The sequence below is a fragment of the Paenibacillus sp. FSL R7-0048 genome, from assembly GCF_038004505.1.
GTDB classification, from domain to species: Bacteria; Bacillota; Bacilli; order Paenibacillales; family Paenibacillaceae; genus Paenibacillus_AQ; species Paenibacillus_AQ odorifer.
On sequence record NZ_JBBORF010000001.1, the window covers coordinates 3,121,250 to 3,141,893 of the forward strand.

General features: G+C 41.2%; 28 protein-coding genes. 23 read left to right on the top strand and 5 right to left on the bottom strand.

Features of this window, described 5'->3' with window-relative positions; translation table 11 throughout:
• Positions 1-110: 110 nt before the first annotated feature.
• Genes NSQ91_RS13735 through NSQ91_RS13755 form a run of 5 tightly spaced genes read left to right on the top strand, consistent with a single transcriptional unit; the run spans position 111 to position 3,620 of the window.
• Positions 111-1,067, top strand: a complete 957-nt coding sequence (locus NSQ91_RS13735; RefSeq protein WP_081386289.1) for an ABC transporter ATP-binding protein — start codon at positions 111-113, stop codon at positions 1,065-1,067.
• Positions 1,060-1,806 carry an ABC transporter permease gene (locus NSQ91_RS13740; protein WP_076304218.1) on the top strand — a complete coding sequence of 249 codons (747 nt, stop codon included), beginning with the start codon at positions 1,060-1,062 and terminating at the stop codon, positions 1,804-1,806. The genes NSQ91_RS13735 and NSQ91_RS13740 overlap by 8 nt, the downstream gene beginning before the upstream one ends.
• A 2-nt stretch (positions 1,807-1,808) precedes the next feature.
• On the top strand, positions 1,809-2,183 hold the full coding sequence (locus NSQ91_RS13745; RefSeq protein WP_076101764.1) for a GntR family transcriptional regulator: 375 nt from the start codon (positions 1,809-1,811) through the stop codon (positions 2,181-2,183).
• A gap of 13 nt (positions 2,184-2,196) precedes the next feature.
• Entirely contained in the window at positions 2,197-2,898 is a 702-nt protein-coding gene (locus NSQ91_RS13750) for an ABC transporter ATP-binding protein (RefSeq protein WP_076126093.1), read from the top strand.
• Complete coding sequence (locus NSQ91_RS13755; protein ID WP_076304219.1) at positions 2,892-3,620, top strand: hypothetical protein; 729 nt, start codon at positions 2,892-2,894, stop codon at positions 3,618-3,620. The genes NSQ91_RS13750 and NSQ91_RS13755 overlap by 7 nt, the downstream gene beginning before the upstream one ends.
• Positions 3,621-3,734: 114 nt before the next feature.
• Here the strand turns inward: NSQ91_RS13755 and NSQ91_RS13760 are convergent, their stop codons facing one another.
• Positions 3,735-4,115: a PilZ domain-containing protein gene (locus NSQ91_RS13760; RefSeq protein WP_076126099.1), complete on the bottom strand. Its 381-nt coding sequence runs from the start codon at positions 4,113-4,115 to the stop codon at positions 3,735-3,737.
• A 123-nt stretch (positions 4,116-4,238) separates the two neighbouring features.
• Between NSQ91_RS13760 and NSQ91_RS13765 the strand changes: the two genes are divergently transcribed.
• The 6 genes from NSQ91_RS13765 (at position 4,239) to NSQ91_RS13790 (ending at position 8,900) form a co-directional block, all read left to right on the top strand.
• Positions 4,239-4,847: a pentapeptide repeat-containing protein gene (locus NSQ91_RS13765; RefSeq protein WP_076126101.1), complete on the top strand. Its 609-nt coding sequence runs from the start codon at positions 4,239-4,241 to the stop codon at positions 4,845-4,847.
• 989 nt (positions 4,848-5,836) lie between these two features.
• The gene (locus tag NSQ91_RS13770; RefSeq protein ID WP_076280758.1) at positions 5,837-6,646 is read left to right on the top strand and encodes a glycoside hydrolase family 73 protein; all 810 of its coding nucleotides are present in this window, start codon (positions 5,837-5,839) and stop codon (positions 6,644-6,646) included.
• A 20-nt stretch (positions 6,647-6,666) separates the two neighbouring features.
• Positions 6,667-6,951, top strand: a complete 285-nt coding sequence (locus NSQ91_RS13775) for a holin (RefSeq protein ID WP_076126104.1) — start codon at positions 6,667-6,669, stop codon at positions 6,949-6,951.
• Between the two features lie 112 nt (positions 6,952-7,063).
• The gene (locus tag NSQ91_RS13780; RefSeq protein WP_076126105.1) at positions 7,064-7,486 is read left to right on the top strand and encodes a hypothetical protein; all 423 of its coding nucleotides are present in this window, start codon (positions 7,064-7,066) and stop codon (positions 7,484-7,486) included.
• Between the two features lie 122 nt (positions 7,487-7,608).
• A complete protein-coding gene (locus NSQ91_RS13785) occupies positions 7,609-7,713 on the top strand; it encodes a sporulation protein YjcZ (protein WP_111503812.1) in 105 nt (34 codons plus the stop codon).
• 230 nt (positions 7,714-7,943) lie between these two features.
• Positions 7,944-8,900: an alpha/beta hydrolase gene (locus NSQ91_RS13790; protein ID WP_076189944.1), complete on the top strand. Its 957-nt coding sequence runs from the start codon at positions 7,944-7,946 to the stop codon at positions 8,898-8,900.
• Positions 8,901-9,145: 245 nt separating this feature from the next.
• On the opposite strand, the gene NSQ91_RS13795 is transcribed toward NSQ91_RS13790, so the two are convergent.
• Positions 9,146-10,336 carry a site-specific integrase gene (locus NSQ91_RS13795; RefSeq protein ID WP_076189945.1) on the bottom strand — a complete coding sequence of 397 codons (1,191 nt, stop codon included), beginning with the start codon at positions 10,334-10,336 and terminating at the stop codon, positions 9,146-9,148.
• A gap of 37 nt (positions 10,337-10,373) precedes the next feature.
• On the bottom strand, positions 10,374-10,985 hold the full coding sequence (locus NSQ91_RS13800; RefSeq protein WP_256717154.1) for a LexA family protein: 612 nt from the start codon (positions 10,983-10,985) through the stop codon (positions 10,374-10,376).
• A 181-nt stretch (positions 10,986-11,166) separates the two neighbouring features.
• Here NSQ91_RS13800 and NSQ91_RS13805 point away from each other — a divergent pair, with 181 nt between their 5' ends.
• The 3 genes from NSQ91_RS13805 to NSQ91_RS13815 are packed head-to-tail and all read left to right on the top strand — an operon-like array spanning position 11,167 to position 12,284.
• Positions 11,167-11,412, top strand: coding sequence for a helix-turn-helix domain-containing protein (locus NSQ91_RS13805; protein ID WP_256717155.1), 246 nt, complete (start codon positions 11,167-11,169; stop codon positions 11,410-11,412).
• 15 nt (positions 11,413-11,427) lie between these two features.
• The gene (locus tag NSQ91_RS13810; RefSeq protein WP_076189947.1) at positions 11,428-11,754 is read left to right on the top strand and encodes a helix-turn-helix domain-containing protein; all 327 of its coding nucleotides are present in this window, start codon (positions 11,428-11,430) and stop codon (positions 11,752-11,754) included.
• A gap of 38 nt (positions 11,755-11,792) precedes the next feature.
• Complete coding sequence (locus NSQ91_RS13815; protein WP_340918247.1) at positions 11,793-12,284, top strand: zinc ribbon domain-containing protein; 492 nt, start codon at positions 11,793-11,795, stop codon at positions 12,282-12,284.
• Here NSQ91_RS13815 and NSQ91_RS13820 read toward each other — a convergent pair.
• Positions 12,281-12,505 carry a double zinc ribbon domain-containing protein gene (locus NSQ91_RS13820; RefSeq protein WP_340918250.1) on the bottom strand — a complete coding sequence of 75 codons (225 nt, stop codon included), beginning with the start codon at positions 12,503-12,505 and terminating at the stop codon, positions 12,281-12,283. The genes NSQ91_RS13815 and NSQ91_RS13820 overlap by 4 nt on opposite strands.
• A gap of 88 nt (positions 12,506-12,593) precedes the next feature.
• On the opposite strand from NSQ91_RS13820, the gene NSQ91_RS13825 reads away from it, so the two are divergent.
• The gene (locus NSQ91_RS13825; protein ID WP_340918253.1) at positions 12,594-12,800 is read left to right on the top strand and encodes a hypothetical protein; all 207 of its coding nucleotides are present in this window, start codon (positions 12,594-12,596) and stop codon (positions 12,798-12,800) included.
• Between the two features lie 16 nt (positions 12,801-12,816).
• Positions 12,817-13,068 (top strand): hypothetical protein, encoded by a 252-nt coding sequence (locus NSQ91_RS13830; RefSeq protein ID WP_340918256.1) that lies wholly within the window; start codon positions 12,817-12,819, stop codon positions 13,066-13,068.
• Here the strand turns inward: NSQ91_RS13830 and NSQ91_RS13835 are convergent.
• Complete coding sequence (locus NSQ91_RS13835; RefSeq protein ID WP_076135699.1) at positions 13,065-13,415, bottom strand: hypothetical protein; 351 nt, start codon at positions 13,413-13,415, stop codon at positions 13,065-13,067. The genes NSQ91_RS13830 and NSQ91_RS13835 overlap by 4 nt on opposite strands.
• A gap of 91 nt (positions 13,416-13,506) precedes the next feature.
• Between NSQ91_RS13835 and NSQ91_RS13840 the strand changes: the two genes are divergently transcribed.
• The 7 genes from NSQ91_RS13840 to NSQ91_RS13870 all read left to right on the top strand — a co-directional run bounded on the left by NSQ91_RS13840 (position 13,507) and on the right by NSQ91_RS13870 (position 20,642).
• Positions 13,507-14,619 (top strand): ParB N-terminal domain-containing protein, encoded by a 1,113-nt coding sequence (locus NSQ91_RS13840; RefSeq protein WP_340918262.1) that lies wholly within the window; start codon positions 13,507-13,509, stop codon positions 14,617-14,619.
• Positions 14,620-14,622: 3 nt separating this feature from the next.
• Positions 14,623-15,039, top strand: a complete 417-nt coding sequence (locus NSQ91_RS13845) for an ORF6C domain-containing protein (protein WP_339248094.1) — start codon at positions 14,623-14,625, stop codon at positions 15,037-15,039.
• Entirely contained in the window at positions 15,036-15,269 is a 234-nt protein-coding gene (locus NSQ91_RS13850) for a KTSC domain-containing protein (RefSeq protein ID WP_339248096.1), read from the top strand. Before NSQ91_RS13845 ends, NSQ91_RS13850 begins: the two co-directional genes overlap by 4 nt.
• Before the next feature lie 292 nt (positions 15,270-15,561).
• Entirely contained in the window at positions 15,562-15,768 is a 207-nt protein-coding gene (locus NSQ91_RS13855) for a hypothetical protein (protein ID WP_340918268.1), read from the top strand.
• Between the two features lie 74 nt (positions 15,769-15,842).
• The gene (locus NSQ91_RS13860) at positions 15,843-16,703 is read left to right on the top strand and encodes a hypothetical protein (RefSeq protein WP_340918274.1); all 861 of its coding nucleotides are present in this window, start codon (positions 15,843-15,845) and stop codon (positions 16,701-16,703) included.
• A complete protein-coding gene (locus tag NSQ91_RS13865) occupies positions 16,703-18,835 on the top strand; it encodes a hypothetical protein (protein ID WP_340918277.1) in 2,133 nt (710 codons plus the stop codon). Before NSQ91_RS13860 ends, NSQ91_RS13865 begins: the two co-directional genes overlap by 1 nt.
• Complete coding sequence (locus NSQ91_RS13870) at positions 18,828-20,642, top strand: ATP-dependent helicase (RefSeq protein WP_340918280.1); 1,815 nt, start codon at positions 18,828-18,830, stop codon at positions 20,640-20,642. Before NSQ91_RS13865 ends, NSQ91_RS13870 begins: the two co-directional genes overlap by 8 nt.
• Positions 20,643-20,644: the final 2 nt, after the last annotated feature.

Genomic DNA, 20,644 nt, shown 5'->3' on the forward strand with positions numbered 1-20,644 from the left:
GAATTTATTATTTTGGGCTTTACTCCAACAATATATTAGTGTACTATTTAACTATGACACTGACACAATATAAAAAATGAACAATACATTAGTTGGCAGGGAGGATTCGCATGAAACAGGGGAGTGGTATAGAAATGCAAGATTCAATCGTTCTGCAAATGAATGAGGTAAGTAAGATCATCAAAGGAAGACCGATTGTGGATAAGCTGACATTTGATATCCGTAAGGGTGAAATTGTTGGATTGCTAGGTCCAAACGGTGCAGGAAAGACCACAACGATTCGAATGATGACGGGTTTAATAAGGATGAGCGAAGGCGATGTGATTATCCAAGGCCACAGTGTGAAAAAGGATTTTAAGCAGGCGATTGGCCATATCGGTGCGATAATTGAAAATCCAGAGTTTTATCCCTATATGACTGGACTTGATAATCTGAAGCAGTACCAAAGAATGACGGATAACATTGAGGCTGGCAGAATAGATGAGGTTGTAGAACTGGTAGGACTTCAAGAAGCGATGAATAAAAAAGTAAAGGCTTATTCGCTGGGGATGCGCCAACGTCTTGGGATTGCTCAGGCGCTTCTCAATCGGCCAAAGTTATTGATTTTAGATGAACCTACGAACGGACTTGATCCGGCCGGAATACGGGAAATGCGTGATTATATGCGTACCATCGCCGAAGTGGAAGGCATTTCTATTCTGATTTCCAGCCATTTACTTACTGAAATTGAACAAATATGCCATCGGGCTATTGTGATCCAGAATGGTAAGCTGGTGACCGTAACTACGATTGGTGAGGAGCAGGAAGCAACCGCACAAGTGAAGCTCACCATCCGTGTAGGATCAATCGAATCCGCTATAAATATCTTGGAGCGCTTGGATTATGCGGAATTGATCTCTATGGATAGCGCGCGATCTGAAGTGACAGTAAGTCTGCTTGATAGCAGAGTACCGGAGCTTGTATCTACTTTTAGTGATGAAGGTGTGGGGATTTTTCGGATTACGGAGAATAAACAAAGTCTTGAGGAAGATTTCTTGAAATGGACAGGAGGAAACCGCATTGCGTAACTTTAATAATCTGATTGTGAATGAATGGCTCAAGCTCTCAAAAAAACGCACATTTTTTATGCCATATCTGATATTAATTCTATTATCCCTGCTGTTAGGTTATATAGTTCATTCTGTCTCACCTGGCCTGTTTGAATCAGCTTATGATTTTTCAGCAATGATGCTGCTTTCCCAAGGGATTGGGCAAGTGATTACAATTCTTGCGATTATCGGAACAGCAGGTATTGTCTCAAAAGAGTATAGTCAAGGAACCATCAAGTTCCTGCTTATCCGCGCCAGAAGCCGTACAGCAATCCTCGCATCCAAATATGTGGTTGTACTGTTGTATGCTTTGACTTTGACTGTCATCGGAGGTATAGCCGTTTTTGGAACAGGAGCTTTGTGGTTTGGACTAAGTGGTGGAGAAGCGGGTATGAGTGAGATGCTTACAAACCTATTGTATAATCTCGTTAGTACGGTTGTGTATGGAACACTTGCTTTTATGCTGGGGATATTGACCACTTCAACGGGAGTAACGATAGGGGCTACTATGTTTGCGTTAATGATAGACAAATTGATTATTTCTCGTGATTTTTACAAATATGTTCTGTTTCCAAACTTAAATTTATCTGCTTATGAAGGTGGAGGAGCACCTATGCCTGGAATGACACTGACCTTTTCTGTCGTGATGCTTGTCTTATACACAGCTGTCTTTCTTCTCGTAGGTTTCTCCGTCTTTAGACGAAGGGATGTTGCTTAATCATGACAATCGAATTCGATAACAACCTGCCGATTTATATACAGATCATGAATTACATCAAAGGTGAAATCGTCACAGGCAAGCTGAAACCGGGAGACAAAATACTCTCAGTACGAGAACTTGCCAGTGAACTGCAGATTAATCCGAATACGGTGCAAAGAACTTTTCAGGAACTGGAGCGTGAAGAAATCGTGGAAACCCGGCGTGGAATGGGAAGATACGTCACAAGTAATGAAGGTACTATCCTGACCATCAAAAAAGAAATGGCCAAAGATGTGCTAGATCGTTTCATTCGTGGTATGCAGGATCTTGGCTTTCAAGGCGAAGATATTTTAGCGGCGGTTGCGGAGAATATCCGTAACAAGGATAAAGAATAGGGGGATAAACAAGTTGGGAAATATACTTGAGGTTCATGAAGTTACAAAAAAATATAGATCCAAGCATGCCCTCCACAAGGTATCTTTTAATCTGAGTGCGGGTAAGATCACAGGACTGCTGGGCAGTAACGGCAGCGGCAAAAGTACACTTATGAAAATCATCGCTGGACTGACACAACCTACCTCTGGTCGTGTATCCGTCATTGGGGGTTCTGTAGGAACAGAAAGTAAAGCGGTGGTGTCGTTTATGCCTGATAAGCCGCTTACAGAATCCTGGATGAGTGTTTCTGATGCTCTGAAATTCCAAACTGACTTCTATCCGGATTTTGATCAGACTAAAGCCTCGCGAATGTTGGAGTTTATGAAACTAAGAGCGCAAGATAAGGTAAAGGACCTGTCCAAAGGGATGAACGAACGTTTACAGCTTACACTTGCCCTATCACGCCGAGCTAGCCTTTATTTGCTGGATGAACCCATTGGTGGTGTAGATCCGGTAGCTAGAACAAAAATTCTTAACGCGTTAGTAGAGTTTTATGAAGAGGACAGTACCATTCTCTTATCAACCCATTTAGTATCGGATATTGAGCGGATCTTTGATGATGTGATTTTTATAAAAGAAGGAGAAATTCTGATGCATACTGCGGTGGAGGATATTCGGCTACGCCATGGCAAAAGTATTGACGAACTGTTCAGAGAGGTGTACGCAGAATGCTAAAGCTAGTGAAGTATGATTTTAGACGGGATAGGGATAAGTTTCTTGCAGTTTTTGTAATCATAATTCTGGCGCAGATTGGGTTAGGATTTACCAAACTGCATGACTATGAACGGTTTACTATGAACGGAATAGCTTATGTTATTGCAGGACTGATCTTTCTTGTCATGGCAGCAAAAACCTTTTTTAACAATATAAATTCCTATAATCGTCGCCTAGTGCCCGTAAGAACTTTGAACACAGTCCTTTCTCCGTTAGTGCTCTATTTAGCTCTAATGCTGGGTATTATTTTAATAGCTTTGATCCATTTTGGTGTGTATCTTTCAATGTATCCCTCCTCATTTCTTCCGGAGAATTTCTGGAAAGTGGGATTGTTAGTTCTCTTGCAGGCGTATTGGTTTGCCGGTTATATCATGCTTACCTTGATGGTCTCCATTACGGTTGCACGAAGTGTGAAATTTAAGGGGCGAGTATGGATTGGGCTGGCCACTGCGTATTTGTTACAGAATGGAATATTCTATTTGGAGTATTTTATTTTCAAAAGTAACTTCACTGCTTGGGAAAGTGTATTCCAGTTCGAGGTCATAGATGAGATGGATACCGCAAATGGGATACAGCTTATACAGGGTCATTTGAATCTAGCTCCTCTTCTGTTTGAAGCGGTGATAGCAGTTCTTCTTATAGTGGTCATCATCAAGCTAGTTAATAAAAGAGTGGACGTCTAGCCACAACTTTGCGGAATAGTTTTTTGAACGGAGGCAGAGCGATTTAGCTTTGTCTTCGTTTTTGTGCAAAAAAAAGACGTCCTTCTAAGTGAAGGGCATCTGTTAGGGTAAGTTCTACAGACCTTCAACCCGAAGGGTGGCGGTCCATGTTTCAAGCTCTCTTATTAGGCGTTCTTCCTCATTTTCGTCCAAGCGGAATTTAACTCCATATTGATATTGGCCAAGCCCAAACATCCAACCCCACCGGACGCTGCATAAGAGCTGAAGCTTCTCTTCATTTAATTGAAGATGAATAATAAGCCTAGTATCTCTTGCAGTGAATCGAAGATTCAAAGGAGTACGTACCTTACAACCCGAACGGCTAAGATCGAGTAATACAGCCTCTGTTAACTTTCCAGCACCTGGACCGGAATTGTTAAGCGGAACTTCAATCCAGCATTCAAGCGGATGGTTCATAACATAACGGAATGGTTCTTTCCTGCTGGACACATCCATAATTTTCCTCCCCATTGTTTATTTGCTATTATATCGAAAGGGAATGTTGAGAACAATCTACTAAAGTGCTATTTTTAATTAAGAATTAATTTTTTTAATACTAACGAAGGTGATGAGATTTATATGTACCAATACCTTAATGAAACGTTCCGTAATCACAATTTTGATCAAGGAAGCTTGCAGGATGGTGAGTTAAATAACTGCACATTCGAGCAATGCTCCTTCAAAGGCACTTCTATGGAAGAGATGAACTCTATTGGCTGCCGATTTATTGATTGTGATTTTACTGGAGCCATGCTTAATGCGTCTCACCATAAAGGTTCAGCGTTTACCAATTGTAAATTTACGGGAGCGAACTTGTTTGTATCTAAATTTGAAGATTGCAAGATGGTAGGATCGGATTTCTCAAATGCATATTTGGACGGGATCTCCCTACTCGGAGGGGACTGGTCGTACACGAACCTAAGACATACTAATCTAAGCAGACAGGATCTGCGAGGGATTCGATTTACAGAAGCGGATTTAATGGGCTGTAATTTGCAAAAAAGTGACTTGCGCGGAGCGGATTTGAGCCGTGTACAATTGTCTCAATGCAAACTTAAGGGAGCGGATATGCGGGAAGCGATTGTTGAAGGAATTGATTTAAAGAGTCTGGATCTGCAGGGAGTGCGGATGGATATTGAACAGGCGGTACTCTTGGCACGTTCATTTGGGGCAAAAGTAGGGAATTAGTAAACGGACGCATCAGTTGCTAGCGTGGATCATAAAGACCTCCGCTAGCAAATCAATGCTTGAAGCGGAGGGGGTGGCAGCGCAGATTATTATGAGTATTCTAACTGCTGAACCTATGTATTATGGCATATGTAATAGTATGCGTTAACGTAACCGTTTTCTGGGTTTTGTCCACCATTTAATCCATAAGAATCCATCATCATCACGAAAAAACTTTATACCTACCCAGCGTAAGGGTGTCCATACTTCTTTAAAATAATATGAAGGCATAGTCTGTTAGACCCTCCTATATAGTAAATTATTACTATATATTACGCTAATTCTACGGGATTCACAAGCTAGATTTACTAATAATTACATATTGTCCGGGTGAAAGGAGTTGAGGATGCATTATGCAGGACCTAAGGCACCGCTTGAGCTACCGAGAAGTGCACCCTTCCATTTTACATAGACGCTCTACGTCATAGTGGATAGCAGTGGTCGATGTCATGAAAGACAAAGGAGTAGTAGTTCTCTAATAATAGGAGAACTACTACTCCTTTTTTTGGATCGTTGTTTGGCTGCTTTTACACCGCCGAGTCATATTCAGTCCACTGAAGCTTAAGGACCCGGATGACGTTATTAGCATATTTTTAACCTTTTGAGCGTGCTTTCGGACCTCAGAGACATTATTCTATATGAAGAGCCTGTTATTGAGTGTTTTTGGTGCCAATTGCGGCTGTGGTGTCCGTTAATATCCAAAAAGTGAGCTAACGCTGCGTATAAGGTCAGCTGAGTCCGATAGATGATTCGTAAGCGAATGAGATGTAATTAGGAAGTTAGATGTTCAGATCATTGAGGCTACTCCAGCAGTCATTTCATGGGTAATGGGATGGCTTTTTTTTGTTGCCGAGTTGGATTCGAATCTAGTAAAAACACAATGTTAGAAGGGGATAAGCACAGTCATTTTATGATGCCTCGCATTTAATAAACGGAGAGGATGTGATGAGATGACAGAAGGCGAGTTTATAGCGAAGATTGCGAATTTTGCTGTAAAGGACATGCAGCTCACTAAGGTTCCTGCTTCGTTAACCATTGCTCAAGCGGCTCTGGAGTCAGGCTGGGGCAGCAGTGGATTGACTGTGAAAGCGAATAATTTGTTTGGGATCAAAGGAAGTGGACCTGCTGGCAGCATTACTGTACAAACTACCGAATATATTAACGGTAAAGCTGTTAAAGTGAATGCCCCTTTTCGAGCCTATAACAACTGGGGAGAATCTATCGCGGATCATTCCGACTTGATTGTGAATGGAGTCTCATGGAATCGCAACCTTTACAGCAAGGTTCTCGGTGCGAGTGGCAAGGTGGCCGCACAAGAGATTGCCGCAGCTGGTTACGCTACTGATCCGAACTATGCAGCTAAGCTGATTCAAATTATGAATACCTATAATCTGTATCAATATGACGACAAATCCATGGGAGGAGATGATGAGATGTCAGCAGAGGATAAGCAAAAGCTTGTTAGTCTAGAATCGGAAGTAAAGGAACTGCGTGCTCTTATAGCAGCTCTTACAGATAGCAGGGATACGCTGAAAACAGGTGTGCAAGAACAGGGGCAGTCGATTAATAAGCTTACGGATCGGGTGACATTCATTGAAAATCGGGCAGTCATGAATGTCCCTGCATGGGCTGAAGCGGCTGTGAAAGCAGCGACTGCGGCAGGACTTCTCGATACTCCATCGGGTGGCAGTTACGATTTCTATCGCATATTAACGGTGCTGAACCGTGCAGGTTTACTTGTAACAGGAAGTAAAAAATGAAATAAGGAGGATTAAAAAACATGTATAACGATGCTCTCAACAGTGTGCTTGCCTTTGCTTCAGTCCTAGCTGTTTTTGTAATGGCACTTGTACAACTTGTGAAGAATAGCATTGAACTTCCGCGGAACATTGTGCCAGTAGTGGGGTTGGCTATTGGCTTGCTGGTTGGAGCAGTTGCCTACCCGTTCACTGATATGAATCTGATTCTGAGACTCTGGGCGGGGGGGCTTGCGGGACTATCAGCGACCGGTTTGTTTGAATTAGCTTTTAATAAAAGGGAGGGGACGAAAAAAGATGATAAATAGATCTTGCCTATGAGTTTTATAAAACAATCGTTTTACACTGGTAATGTGGCTATGCATTCTATCGAGAACACTAATATATTATGGTATGCCAATTTATAAAGGGGGTGCAACGATGGGAACTTACCTTGATGCAAGAACATCTCAAAATGCCAGCCTCGCCAACTCTATATCTATTCCTATTACGGTACTTAACACGCCGCAGCTTTTTGGACAGATTGGGCTGTTAACGGCTGGAGTGACTACCAATCCACGTGTTCTCCTTAAAGGAACGATATCAGTGACGCTTCCGCTAGCGTTAGTGGGCATCACAATTACGATTGTAAGAGGAACCTTGGCTACCGATCCAAAAGTGTATTCTGCTACTTCAACTTTTGCTCTTAGTATATTGGCTCCGCAAGTAATAACCTTTTCAGCAGCGGATTTCTTACCAGCCATCACACCTCAGCTCACTTATACAGCATTTGTTTCTTCTAATCTTCTCGGTACAGTACGTGTGGGCCCAGAAAGCTTTGATGGTATTTTAGTTTCTGATTAATTGTAGAGCCTTTAACCTCGCTGGTAGCCCAGTAGAGGTCTTTTTTTTAACTGAACGCCCAATCTTCTAAGGGGATCATTACATATCTTATGATGTATTCTAAATACGGAGGAGGTCTTCTCATGGGTGCTGAATATGGTCATGTTGGTGGTGCTTTTACTTCTACAGGCGCAATCTTAGTTTTGTTCATTTTATTAGTAATTATTACAAGCGCATGCATATTCTAAATCACTAAAATAGCAGAGCTCCATGTTGGTATTTTGCCGACTTGGGGCTTTTTTTTTTGTAGATATTTTGTCCATTAATGTAATATAAAATAATAAGTTAAAAGAATACTAATCACGTAGTGAATAACATGAGTTTACAATACTATGATTTTGAATATTCAAATATACATGTTATCTTAATCTGATAACATAGATTAATACTGTTAAATTTTATTTAGGAGAGAGCTAGTTTGAAGAAAAAAATGATGATCGGAATTTCTTCTGTTATTGTACTTTTAATCATTGTTGTAACTGTGGGAAGCTTTTATTTCTATCATGTTGCTATTGCACGTGCTTCAAAGGACTTCTTAAATGAAAGCCCTGACCTGCAGTCCAGTCCAGAGGTAGAACAATCTAAAGATACCTCGAAGGCAGACCAAGAGTGGTGGGATACCCAGAGCTTTGATAGATGGGAAATGAATTCTGATGACGGAATACAGCTTAAAGCGTACTATTTAGCTGCTCCTGAACATTCCGATAAGACAGTGATTATTGCTCATGGCTATGCTGGAAATGCAACTCAAATGAGCGGTTATGCCAGAATGTATTATGAGAGACTTGGATATAATATTTTGCTGCCGGATGCCAGAGGACATGGAGAAAGTGAGGGGGACTATATCGGATTTGGATGGCCAGAACGTAAGGATTACCTGAAGTGGATACAGAACGTTCTGAAAGCAAACGGTGAGGATACACAGATCATACTGCACGGCGTTTCCATGGGGGGAGCTACCGTAATGATGACAAGCGGTGAGGATTTACCAGCTAATGTTAAAGCAATTGTGGAAGATTGCGGCTATACCTCAGTAAGGGACGAACTTACCTTTCAATTAAAAAGAATGTACCATCTCCCCGCCTTTCCAATTGTAGATACGACCAGTATGCTAACAAAGATCCGGGCAGGTTATTCCTTTGGTGAAGCCTCGGCCTTAGAACAGGTGAAGAAATCTAAAACGCCAACTCTGTTTATTCATGGCGATAATGATACTTTTGTTCCAACGGAAATGGTTCATACGGTATATGAAAATAGTCCGGTCGAGAAGGAGCTTTACATCGTTCCTAATGCGGGTCACGGAGAAGCTTTCCGCATGGATCCGGTTAAGTATGAGAGCGTAGTTTCTGAGTTTATCGGAAGATTTGTGAAATAGTTGTTGCTGAAAAGGCTGCCGAAAGGTAGTCTTTTCGTGCTTATAATACCGTTAAACATAAATTCGGGGCCCTCTTTCGAGAGCCCCTTTCATGGGAGATGATAGAATCAAAGTATTATATTTTATTGTTATTTCCGTTTCAACTGATACAATAGGCTGAATTTGTTTAATTAATCGCTACATCAAGTTGTAAATGTTAGTTTTAAGTAGAGTTCGTCAACAAGTTGTCAACAACGCGACAACAACTACGCCTTTGTTTTCCTTGCTCGTTTAACAATCTTTGGAGGTTGGAGGAAGGTATTGAAAACGTCAGCTGCTGATTGATCTGCAGCTTCAATAATATGACCATAGATATTCATTGTAGTTGATATCTTAGTGTGCCCTAGTCTACTAGAGATGATTTTAGCATGAACACCACTGCTAATTAAAAGAGTGGCAGAAGTATGACGTAGATCATGAAATCTAATGTATCTTAACTGTGGATTTCTAGCGTGGAATTCGCGCCAGTAATCTCCCCAATTTTTTGGGAATTTAGGACGTCCATTGTCGTGAGCGAATAAAAATGAATATTCTCCACCTTCCCATGGAACTTTAAGCTCAGTGCGAACCCGCATCATATGCTTTTGATATTCTACAAGTTCTTTTACTACGGAAGAAGGCAACGTTATCGTTCTTCCTGTACCACGTTTAGGACCCTTGATTACAGGCATACCATTTTTAAACATTGGAATAGTTTGATGTACAAGGATACTACCTTTTTCTAAATTAATATGTCTCCATTCAAGACCCAAAAGTTCTCCACGGCGCATTCCTGTAGTGAGAGCTAAAGTAACAAATATTTTGAATTTAATAGTTTCTTTTTGGAGGGACTTTAGAAGTTCAGCCACTTCTTGTTCGTTATAAAAACTCATCTCCTTTGGGGTCTCTTTGGGTTTATCGATCCCATCCATTGGATTTACTTTGATAACTTTCCAAGACACCGCTTTGCTGAATATACTTCGAAGTACTCTGAAGCAATAAACCACTGAGGCTTCACCAGTTTTTTTTGATAGCTCGTCCAACAGGGTGACAATATCTAAAGTCTTAATTTTATCCATTTGTATATCACCTAAAATAGGAGTGAGTTTTGTCGTAGAGTGGTATTTGTAATTGAAAGCACTTGTTTCAGCTAAATTTTTATCTACAAATTTATCGCTCCATAAACCAGTGAATTCTCTAAATGTCATTTTTTCAGGTCTAAAATAATTTCCGGATTCAACTTCTATTTTGAATTTATTCCATTCTGATTCTAAGTGATCTTTGAGTTTTTTTGTTGTTTTTAGTAATGCAGTATCTTCAACTCGATAAGTCATCGTTTCTCGACCGCGCTTTGTTCCCGACCCTGTTTCAACTGTAAATAACCAAGAACTTTTACCTCTCTTTTGAATACTCGCCATTCAGATCACCTCGAAAATTTACTATAATTATGTATTTTCAAATTTCAGAAATTTTGAAATGACCCATGTATATTCCACAAATCTGTATTTGATTCGGGACATAAAATTTCGCTTCATAATCATCATTCTCTGGGGATAATTTGATTTGGGAATCATTTTCAGACCAATGTATGCGTTTCAGGAATCCTTCCTCACTGTCATTTACAAGTGCGGCAACTAATTGACCATTATGTTCTGCCCATTGAGCATGACGCATATAAACAATATCTCCATCCGTAATTCCGATATTTATCATTGAGTCACCTTTGACGCGTAGTGCATAATCCGGTTGTTTTTTGTTGGGAAAAGGATAGTGGATGTACTCCTCAATATTTTGATCAGCAAGAAGACCATTTCCAGCACAGATTGTTCCGAGTAATGGTATTTCTCTAAATCGCGGATGTTGCTCAAATAGGTCGGGAAAAATATCTGACTTTGCAATTTTCAAGGTATCTGAGATTATTTGTAGATTTCCCATAGACATTAGTGTTCTACCATTAACATAATCAGAAATAGTGCTCGAGGCTACTCCTGTTCGTTCACTTAATTCTAGTTGAGTAATTCCTTTTAGCATTAAGACTTTTTTTAAGTTAATAGATATTTCTTTCATAAGATTAACCTCGTAATCAGTGAACTTTTTCCGCGCCACTTTGAAAACCTCCGTTTTTTTCCGGTTATATAGAAATAATATTTATTATATCCGATTTAATCAGATATTAAAAGTTAAATTTGGAGTTTTGATGTTGACAATCCGATTTAATCGGAATAATATTGGTTTGGGAGGTGAGGCAATGGACGATTACAAAATTACTTGGAGAGCCGCCAGAGTAAATGCAGGTTACACTTTAAAAGAAGTCTCCGAAATGACCAAAAAAAATATGGATCTCATTCGGAGGTATGAGAAAGATTCGACTGATATACCCTGGGCCTTAACAAATGAGTTACTAAAACTCTACAAAGTGCCAGCAGAAATAATTTTTTTTGGCAGGGAATCCGATTTAATCGGAAATATCAAAGTTTATGCGATTATATCGTAATTAGGAGGAGGTTAAATGAAAGAAGAACATGTTGCATCTGATTTTTTGGATGCTGTTGCTGAAAAAGTCGCATCCAAGATTTTACCAACTGTTTTAAAGAAAATTGAAGAGAACATTCCCATAAGTGGGGATAAAATGGTTGAAGCTGAAAAAGCTGCTGAAATATTAGGCGTCTCTAAAGATTTGATTTATCGTCTCTGTAGTCAAAAACAAATCCCGCATGTGAAATCAGGAGCGCCTGGTTCACGTAGACCAAAAATGATGTTCAGTATACGTTCTTTGGAAGAATGGATACGGCAACAAGAACGTTTAAATTGCCCAACATGGGATAGTCGAGCTTAAAACCCTTAAAGATTGACTCAAAAAGGAGATATAAATCAATGAAAGAAGAAGACAAACAGGAAGTACGAGGAATGATTGCGGAAGCGTTTCAGTTTACCCCTAAAGGCGATGTATTTATCAATGGAGCTACAGTAACAATTGCTACTCCAGTAGATGCAGAGGCATTCTGGAATGAACGATCAGAATTGGTTAAAAGGTTCAGTGGAAGATTAATTTCCAAAGCACCAATTGAAGATGGAGTATACGAACTGAAAAAGAAACTAACCTTGGTTGGAAATGAATTAGTTAAAGTGATTTCCAACCTTGATCGGAAAGCAGTTGAACTTGGTGTGTTTAATGACTCTGGAATTGGACTTGAGTTAGACGAACTAGCGGGGCTAGCAAGTAAACTTTTTAATTTGCTAGAAATTAAAGAAACCACCGCTGGAACGGTGGCAGAAAAAAATAAAAGTTGTTCCAATTGCGGACACCTAGCTAGAGAGAAGGCATTTAAATATTGTACTAGATGTGGATCAAAGCTAGATACCTAAAGGTTAGGAACCTGTCGTGTCTCATAAACAGACGACTTAGGTCGCTTCATTTTCACATCGCATTTAGTGCAGAAAGCTCCTGCATAGTTGATTTTCTGTCCGCACTCCGGACATTCGCCAATTAACTCAGTTCCGCAATCTCCGCAAAATCGGTCATAAACATCCGAAGTGCTGAAATTGCAATCTTGAATCGGACATACATTTACGTTTTCTTTCGACAAAGTAAAACCCCCTATCTTGTAAGAATTGATTTAAATATAATTCCATTTTATCACAAAGGAAGAATATTGCAGTGGAGGAGTATTCCTAATGAAAGAAGATTTACAAACAGCTTATGAAGCTCTTTCAAGAGTAACAGCAACTGCATTAGCTACTGGAGACAAAATCGCTTTGAGAGAAGCCGGACTTGCTCGGGCCAAAACACTGGAGTTAAAGACAATGCTTCAGCAGCGTGAGGTAAAGCCCCAAAGAGTAAGGCTTAACCGTGTTGAGAATTATTGCTTACCAAGTTTGTGAGGGAGGAGGAAAGATAATGGGAGAAAGTGTAGGGGCAGTGAATCTAACGGTCCAGAGTGAAGTAAAGGACACTCCCGAATGGAAAAGCCTCGTCTCAGTGAGAGAGGCTTTAGGAAATATCGATCCGGTGTATGCAGAAATTGTTTCGGAAGTACTCAGCCTTATTGGTAAAAAAAGCGTGACTTATGAAGCAGCCTTATATATTCTCGAACGTTCAAAAGAAGCTCTGAGAAAATGCACACTTCTGCAAGATGAATATACGCCTTAATTAGCTCTTGGAACACTTACAGAACCGATAGTCGGCTGCATTACATGTTTTTCTTGTTGGTTTTCGACCGATTTGACCGCTGTAGATAAATAAACAGCATTGTTGATCGTATCTAAGCCAACCGAGAAACAATCAACTGATAAAATAAACCCCATTACACCGACTTTGTAGTCACCAGCAAACAGTTTCGATGCCTTGCCTTCAGTATTATTTCGACCATCAATAGAGTCTTCAAAGACATTCTTTAAGTAAAAAATATCTTCTGTCGAATCATTTTTGTAACCATTAAGCACGGTGTCGGCCAGTATTTCTAAATGTGTTCCATCAAGGAAATTAATAATAACCATTTTTTACACCTCCCTCCTTGGATGTTTTGGTGGATCTGGACAATCCCCATCTTATCACAGAGAGAAAATGATTTTAGGAAGGAGAATCACATTGCTCATTGATATTAGAAAAATCAAAGTAACGGATCGTATTCGCCAAGATTTTTCGGGCATCGAAGAATTGGCTCAGGACATCGCTGAGAACGGCTTAATCAATCCAATCGTTGTAACACCCGATTATCAATTGATCGCTGGAGAACGACGGTTGAGAGCACACATGCATTTGGGGAGAGAACAGGTAGAAGTAAGAGTTACTGAGGTTCGCGATTATGCTCATCAACTACAACTAGAGATAAGCGAGAACGAACACCGGAAAGACTTTACATTCTCTGAACGGGTCGCTTACGGGAAGAAAATTGAGGAACTGGAACGGATCAGAGCCAAAGAACGAATGCAAGCAGGTAAGGAAAATTTACCTGAGCATGAATCTGGTCAGGTCCGCGACATTGTAGGAGAACAACTTGGAGTGTCAGGCCGTCAGTTTGACAAGATGAAATTCATTAAGGAGAATGCCACGCCGGAAATTATCCAGCAGTTAGACGCCAATATTATCAGCACTCATAAAGCATTTACTGAAACCAAGGAACGTCTCGAAGCTGCTGTTCGCGAAGCCGAAGATCGAGCTGAACAAGCGGAGTATGAGAAGGAAGAACTTCAAAAGAAATACAAAGACGTTGTACCGGCTTATCAAGTGCAAGAGGCAGTCTCGGCGGCTCTTAAACAGCATGATGAAGAACAGACTGTTTACCTTAAACAGAAGGAGAGGGAAGCTGAAGCTCAACTCAAACAGCGGGATGATTACTGGAAAACAAAAAACAAAGAAGATTTGGACAATGAGCGCTTGAAGGTTGAGCAATTGAAGTCGGGTTACCAACGGCTGAAAGATGAGAATGAGGCACTGAAGATTAGCAACCCAGATGAATTTGATGAAAAGCAATCAGAGATACAGTTGAAAAAGCTTCGTTACGAATCAGACATCAATACTGTTCAATTCAATATCAAGGTCAAGAAATTCTTACAGGAAGCCGGAGTTACTGCTTTGATGGTTGGATTTATTGGAAATGCCAGCAGCAGTGAGAAAAAACGACTCAATGAAAGCCTAGATATGCTTCAAACTTTTATTGATCAGGTAAGGCCGGCTGTTAATAGCAGAAAGGTGGTGTAGGTGATGGAGAATACAGATCAATTGTTAACTGTTGTTGGTCAGCAACTCAAAATGACTGAACAACAAGGTACGGCACTCAGGATGATGTTTGAAGGTATGAATGCTTTCAAAGCTGAAATCATCGAACACAAGGAAGAAGTTCAGATGATGGTGCAAGAGGTCAGAGACAGTGTGACTTTGACAGATGCAGAGTGCTATCAACTACAATATGGAGTTCGTCTGAAATCTAACGAACTAACGAAAGACCGTTATAAAGAAACGGATTTAAAATTTAAGGATGTTGTAGGTCGTCATCGTAGGAGCATTTGGTCAAAACTTAAGGAACGTTTCGAAGTAGCTAAGTATAGTCACATTCGGAGAATTGACTTTGGTGATGCATTGGAGTTTATAAAAACATTTAGACCGGAGGATTACTTATGAGACATGATCTTGAGCCTGTAGTATCTTCGAACATTGCCGCTGTTGGTTACGATACAGAAAGTCAGACACTTTTCGTTCAATTCAAAGGACGCGATACAGTATATGAGCATCCTGGTGTACCGCGTTTGACCTATGAAATCATGATGGCCGCTGAATCTATAGGAAGCTATTATGCACGAAACATCAAGAAGACTTATCCAGGAACTGCTGCTATAGGTGTTCAACTATGACTATACAAGAGTTGGCTGAACGTTGGAAAAATAACAAACTTCAGTACGAAATCATTTTAAGACATTTTCCTTCGGTGGTGAAAAATCATGATTAATGGCATACCAGCAATGACTATCAAGTTAGAATCTGAAGTTGTCGTATTCGTAGAAAATGAACTTCACGCTCTATTGGTCTACAAATTAGATGGAGAAGATCCTTCGCTGAAAGTGACTGGTTTGAAAAATATTTTGGCGATTAGGGATTTATTGAATGAAGCATATCCAGCATCAACTTGCGAAGGGGGTTGCACATGTGGAACATCATCTCAAACATGCGATTCACAAGCTTAAGAAAGTGCAAGAAGAGACAACGAATGTATCAATCGGAGCAGCGTTGGAACGGGCTGGATGGTTTTTCGGACATGAATTCCAATCAGTTTTGGATGATCTGGATACCGCCTTAACGTTGGCGGAACAGAAAAATGACCCTGCTGGGGAGCAGAGCCATTTGGGTAGTTGAAACATTTGGGCGAAAACACTGTCCGCTAAAACATGTTTTCGCCTCCATATTAACATGAATTGGAGGATTTGCAAATGCAAGAAATATCTGTACACTATCCCGAACAGTGGAAAGTCGTTAATTCACGTGCCGGGAACCTCTTTACCAGTGCAGAAAATATGGTTGGAGTTGTACGCTTATCAAATGCTGATGGTCACCTGATTCAATTCGATGATGGAGAATGGGGCCTTAGTGCTGAGGGATACCGTGCATGCAACCTAGTTGCCGGAATCACCACAATAACACCTGACACAATTCGCCTTGCCGATGGTCGCGATGTAAGTAATCCATATATCGAATTTGACCCGGAGACAGGGACGGCAGATAAGTTCTGGTCTCAAAAGATCACGATAGGCATGTCGCCCTCAGGTAAACCGGTTGTTAGTTCTGCTACTGTCCTCTTTGATATCCGTGTAAGATTCGTCAAAGAACTTATGCAGAAAATCGAAGAGAACCGTGATGCTGGAAAACTTTGTATGGAAGGTACACTCACTGATGAAGAATTACGTTCCGGTATCTTCATGGCTTTTCAAGGGAAGCTTGGCGTATACGGCAGGCATGAAAATATAGATGTAATTCACGTTATTCAAAATCTTATTAACAACAAAGAACACGGTGATAAGATCGTACAGACGCTAGCGTGGAAAGCTTCGATAAAACAACAGCCGAGTATGCCATCAACAAAGATAAAGGCTTATAACGGCGTAGCAGACGTTATGGTGATCGGTTACAAAGATAACTTTGATGAATTGAAATTAAACGAAATTGTTGCTGAATATCAAGAAACAGGTGCAGTTGTTGGAGCTGAGGTGGTAGAGGAAACATTTAACGCTTCAGAGGAAGCAATTGAAGTAGAAGACAGTTTTCTTTCAACTAAGGGGGGGCCACGTTTCTAATGATTAAAACTATTCGTACAAGAAATATAAAAGGCAATACATTTGACCAGGAATTGACCGGAAAGGACATCTTTGTTGGTCCCAATGGATCAGGAAAATCTACGCGTCTCCAAGCGGTACAACTTGCGATGCTGGGGTATATCCCTGGCAAGAAAACCAACCCCGAGACCTTCAAATTAAGTTCTGGGGATGAGATGACGGCGGGGTTGCAATTGGATTCATTCTCCTTCGATCGTTCCATCGTCCGCACTGAGAAGTTAAAAGGAACAGGTGCCAAAGAGGTAAAGTACAGCGAATCAATCACTGTATCCCCTAGCAAAGGTGAGAAAAATACCACGCAAATGAATGCCCGGATCTCTGCTGAGACTGGCAACTTTCCTATGGTTTTTGACTTTCAGCAGTTCCTTGATATGTCGGATGCCAAGCGGCGTGAATTTATCTATAGTTTGTCTCCTATATCAAGTGAGGAATGGGATAAGAGGAAGGTATCGGCCCATCTTACTCAAAAGCTACTTACCCAAGGACTTCAAGAAGCCAATCCAGACCTTTATGAATCCTCGCAGGATTTAATCAAGGAATGCCTAGATGAATGGCCTAATGACTACGATTTGTCATCTGGCCTTCAGTCTATGACATCATGGGTTGAATCTCAACAGAAGCATTGGAACAAAAAACAGAATGACGCAACCGGCGCGGTGCGTGAGCTGGCAGACATGAAAAATAAGCTCGAAGAGACCGACCGGGATATTACGACAAAGAAAGAAGAATTGAAAGACTTTCGGCAGCAGCACACCGATGTACATGGGCAGATTAAGGCTGGTCATGAGATTAAGCGGCAATGGGATCAGAAACGTGGACGTTTGGATGCCTTGAAAGGTGAGATTGAACGGTTGACCGCTGAACTTGCCTCCAAGTCTGATCGTGACTATGAAACAGAAATCACAGCATTACAGCAGTCAATTAAGCAAACAAATGTCAGCACTGAAGCGAAAACCATCCAAGATCAGATTGATGGGCTGGTGGTGCTAAGAGAATCTAAAATTGCAGAGGGTATGGAAGCTAAGCAGAGGGCTGACAAACTCAACTTAGAACTCAATGAAATGAGAAGAGTGTTACAAGGCATTCAGGATAAAGGAGCTAAGGTATGTGTGCTTCACTCTTCTATCGGATGCGACAAGGACTTTTCAAAATTTACTAATTATACCTCTGAAAGAGATCCTAACCTTCAGAAACAGATTGATGATCTCACCCAACTACAAAATGAGTTGAGACTTGAAATCAAGTCATTGCGCGAACAAGAGGGTGCTCTTGAACAAGCGAAGCAGGCACTTTATAAATCTGCAGACGATGAGAACACCACAAATGACTGCATACGTTCACGGATTGAAGTTATCCGAATTGACGAACAAGAAGAAATTCGCCGGCACCAAGAAACACAGAACAAAATAATCAACTTGCAACAAGAGCAAGAACGTCTCTTAAATGATAGACAACCAACCTTTGCACCTCTTGAAATACTAGAACCACAGTTGCTAGCGTTGGCTCGGCAAATAGATGAATTAGAACGAGTGATTGAAGAAAAAGAGAAAGCCAAAATCACACTCTCAAACGCTCAGACAGCTATGATCTCAGCAAGCAAGGCTCAGTATTACTATACGGCTTGTAAGAGCTTAGCCGAAGCGCTGGGGGCTAGAGGGATTCAAGGAGAGTTGGTTAAAGGCGTTCTTGGTCCTATTGAAGACTCTATTAATGAAAATCTGCAACTGATGGGCATCCAATATCCAATGTTCTTCAGCACAGAATCCGAGACAGGTAAAGAAGTCTTTCAGTTTGGATGGATCAAGAATGATCGTAAAACTAACTTCGATGTACTGTCCACCGGTGAAAAGCTAATGTTTCTGTCTGCGTTCCTTGTCACTCTGCTTGAAAGAGCGAATCCGCCTCTAAAAGTGTTGGCCTTGGACGATATCAACAACTTGGATAAGAAGAACCTGAGCGGTGTTTTGCAAGGTCTGAACGCCTTGTCCCACAAGCTGGACAATATCTTGATTGCTGGGGTCGTGGAAATCGAGGCAGCCGAGGGCTGGACGATTTGGGATTTGACTCCTGAGGGGGCAGCATCGCGTGGTTAATCTCACTGTCGGATTAAATGAGGAACAGGCATCAGCGGTTACTTCTGATTCTGATGAAATACTAATGAGAGCTGGAGCAGGGACGGGTAAAACCCGTACCCTGACTCATCGGATAGCACATCTAAATCTAAACCATCGCGTTGGTGCTTCAAGCATTGTGGCCATAACCTTTACCCGAGCTGCGGCAAAAGAAATGAAAGATCGTCTTGTTCCATTGATTGGAGAACAGGAATCCAAAAGAATCACATGTTGCACGTTCCACGCACTTGCAGTTCGTATCCTCCAAGAATGGGGGCACCGTTTGAATCTTGATAGACAATTCACGATTTACTCCCAAGAGGATCGGGAAGAGGTCATGAAGGTCATTATCGAAACAATGGGATACAGAACCAGCGTGAGTAAAGTCATTAAGGCAGTAGATTTGAGAATCAAGGGTCTTGAAGAACAGGCGGTTTGGGACGAATACAACTATCAGTTACGCCGTTACAATGCCGTGGATCTGGATGCCTTGATTTCGAAGGTGAACACATTGTTCAGCAATCATCCTGATGTCGCTGAGTACTATCGGAAGCAGTGGAAGTACCTGTTCGTGGATGAGTTTCAGGATACGGATCAGCAGCAGATGGAATTTATCCGGTTGCTGAATCCGGAACACCTTTTCTGCATAGGTGATTGGAGACAATCTATCTATGGATGGCGCGGAGCGCGGGTTAGAAACATTCTTGAATTTACAGGTACTTATCCAAATACAGAAGTAATTGAGCTTAACCGCAATTACCGTTCAACAGTTTCAATAGTCGAAGCTGCCAATAACTTAATCTCTCATAGTGGAGTTGGAATTGGTGGAGGGCTAGTAGCTTACAAGGAAGGTACCAGCTTTGATGTAGTCTCTTTGGTTGACGATGATACTGAAATAGATTATGTAATCAGCCAGATCAAAGAGAGAGCGCAGGGTCCCAAGTATTCAGATTTTGCGATATTGGCACGGACAAATGTGCAAATTGATAACTTTTATCAAGCGTTGCGGCGGGAGAACATTCCATGTACTGTATTGAGCGCTTCGGATGATCCTCTTAAAGAGCCTGACGTAAAGTCGCTATTGAACTACCTTGCATGGATATTCAACCCACAAGATGAAACGAATTTTAAGCGGGTCATTAAGTTTCCAGAGCGGTCACTGACTGATATGCAACTTCAGGTTGCCGAACAGACAGCTATAGATAGGTCTATCCCGTTGTGGGCGGCTTTAGTGGACTCAGATGAAGAACGGGTTGTGCAATACGCCAGATCCCTCCATGACGTTGCTGAGACGGTTAGAGAGTGTGCGTCTGCGTATGATGCCTTCGATGTGTTGTCACGGAAATTAAGTCTTAGTGAACGATATTCAGAAAGATCCCTGAACAACCGAATTGAGGATTTGGTTCAAGCTCAGACATACATCATGTATTGGGTTGAACGGCAGCTGAAAGCTGGAGAAGATCATAGCCCCACAGCATTCCTCAAATGGGTCAAGATCCGAGATATTCAAGAAAAACTAATGGAAGACCGAGACGCGGTGAAACTTATGACCGTTCACGGTAGCAAGGGGCTTGAGTTTCCGACAGTCTTCCTTGTTGGCATGAATGAAGGGCTGTTCCCTAGCCAAAATACCAGGGACATTGAAGAAGAACGTAGATTGGCCTATGTAGCGGTAACCCGGGCAGAGAATGAACTTATTATTACTACTACTAAATCACATAGCAGTTGGGGCAAAGTCATTCCATCTGAACCAAGCAGATTTATTGATGAGATGAAATTTCTAAATTGACG

Bases quoted from the DNA above. Each gene is read 5' to 3' on its own strand.
- NSQ91_RS13735 (WP_081386289.1), top strand. From the start codon at position 111: ATGAAACAGGGGAGTGGTATAGAAATGCAAGATTCAATCGTTCTGCAA.
- NSQ91_RS13745 (WP_076101764.1), top strand. From the start codon at position 1,809: ATGACAATCGAATTCGATAACAACCTGCCGATTTATATACAGATCATG.
- NSQ91_RS13755 (WP_076304219.1), top strand. From the start codon at position 2,892: ATGCTAAAGCTAGTGAAGTATGATTTTAGACGGGATAGGGATAAGTTT.
- NSQ91_RS13760 (WP_076126099.1), bottom strand. From the start codon at position 4,115: ATGGATGTGTCCAGCAGGAAAGAACCATTCCGTTATGTTATGAACCAT.
- NSQ91_RS13765 (WP_076126101.1), top strand. From the start codon at position 4,239: ATGTACCAATACCTTAATGAAACGTTCCGTAATCACAATTTTGATCAA.
- NSQ91_RS13770 (WP_076280758.1), top strand. From the start codon at position 5,837: ATGACAGAAGGCGAGTTTATAGCGAAGATTGCGAATTTTGCTGTAAAG.
- NSQ91_RS13775 (WP_076126104.1), top strand. From the start codon at position 6,667: ATGTATAACGATGCTCTCAACAGTGTGCTTGCCTTTGCTTCAGTCCTA.
- NSQ91_RS13780 (WP_076126105.1), top strand. From the start codon at position 7,064: ATGGGAACTTACCTTGATGCAAGAACATCTCAAAATGCCAGCCTCGCC.
- NSQ91_RS13785 (WP_111503812.1), top strand. From the start codon at position 7,609: ATGGGTGCTGAATATGGTCATGTTGGTGGTGCTTTTACTTCTACAGGC.
- NSQ91_RS13795 (WP_076189945.1), bottom strand. From the start codon at position 10,336: ATGGCGAGTATTCAAAAGAGAGGTAAAAGTTCTTGGTTATTTACAGTT.
- NSQ91_RS13800 (WP_256717154.1), bottom strand. From the start codon at position 10,985: ATGAAAGAAATATCTATTAACTTAAAAAAAGTCTTAATGCTAAAAGGA.
- NSQ91_RS13805 (WP_256717155.1), top strand. From the start codon at position 11,167: ATGGACGATTACAAAATTACTTGGAGAGCCGCCAGAGTAAATGCAGGT.
- NSQ91_RS13810 (WP_076189947.1), top strand. From the start codon at position 11,428: ATGAAAGAAGAACATGTTGCATCTGATTTTTTGGATGCTGTTGCTGAA.
- NSQ91_RS13815 (WP_340918247.1), top strand. From the start codon at position 11,793: ATGAAAGAAGAAGACAAACAGGAAGTACGAGGAATGATTGCGGAAGCG.
- NSQ91_RS13825 (WP_340918253.1), top strand. From the start codon at position 12,594: ATGAAAGAAGATTTACAAACAGCTTATGAAGCTCTTTCAAGAGTAACA.
- NSQ91_RS13830 (WP_340918256.1), top strand. From the start codon at position 12,817: ATGGGAGAAAGTGTAGGGGCAGTGAATCTAACGGTCCAGAGTGAAGTA.
- NSQ91_RS13835 (WP_076135699.1), bottom strand. From the start codon at position 13,415: ATGGTTATTATTAATTTCCTTGATGGAACACATTTAGAAATACTGGCC.
- NSQ91_RS13845 (WP_339248094.1), top strand. From the start codon at position 14,623: ATGGAGAATACAGATCAATTGTTAACTGTTGTTGGTCAGCAACTCAAA.
- NSQ91_RS13850 (WP_339248096.1), top strand. From the start codon at position 15,036: ATGAGACATGATCTTGAGCCTGTAGTATCTTCGAACATTGCCGCTGTT.
- NSQ91_RS13860 (WP_340918274.1), top strand. From the start codon at position 15,843: ATGCAAGAAATATCTGTACACTATCCCGAACAGTGGAAAGTCGTTAAT.
- NSQ91_RS13865 (WP_340918277.1), top strand. From the start codon at position 16,703: ATGATTAAAACTATTCGTACAAGAAATATAAAAGGCAATACATTTGAC.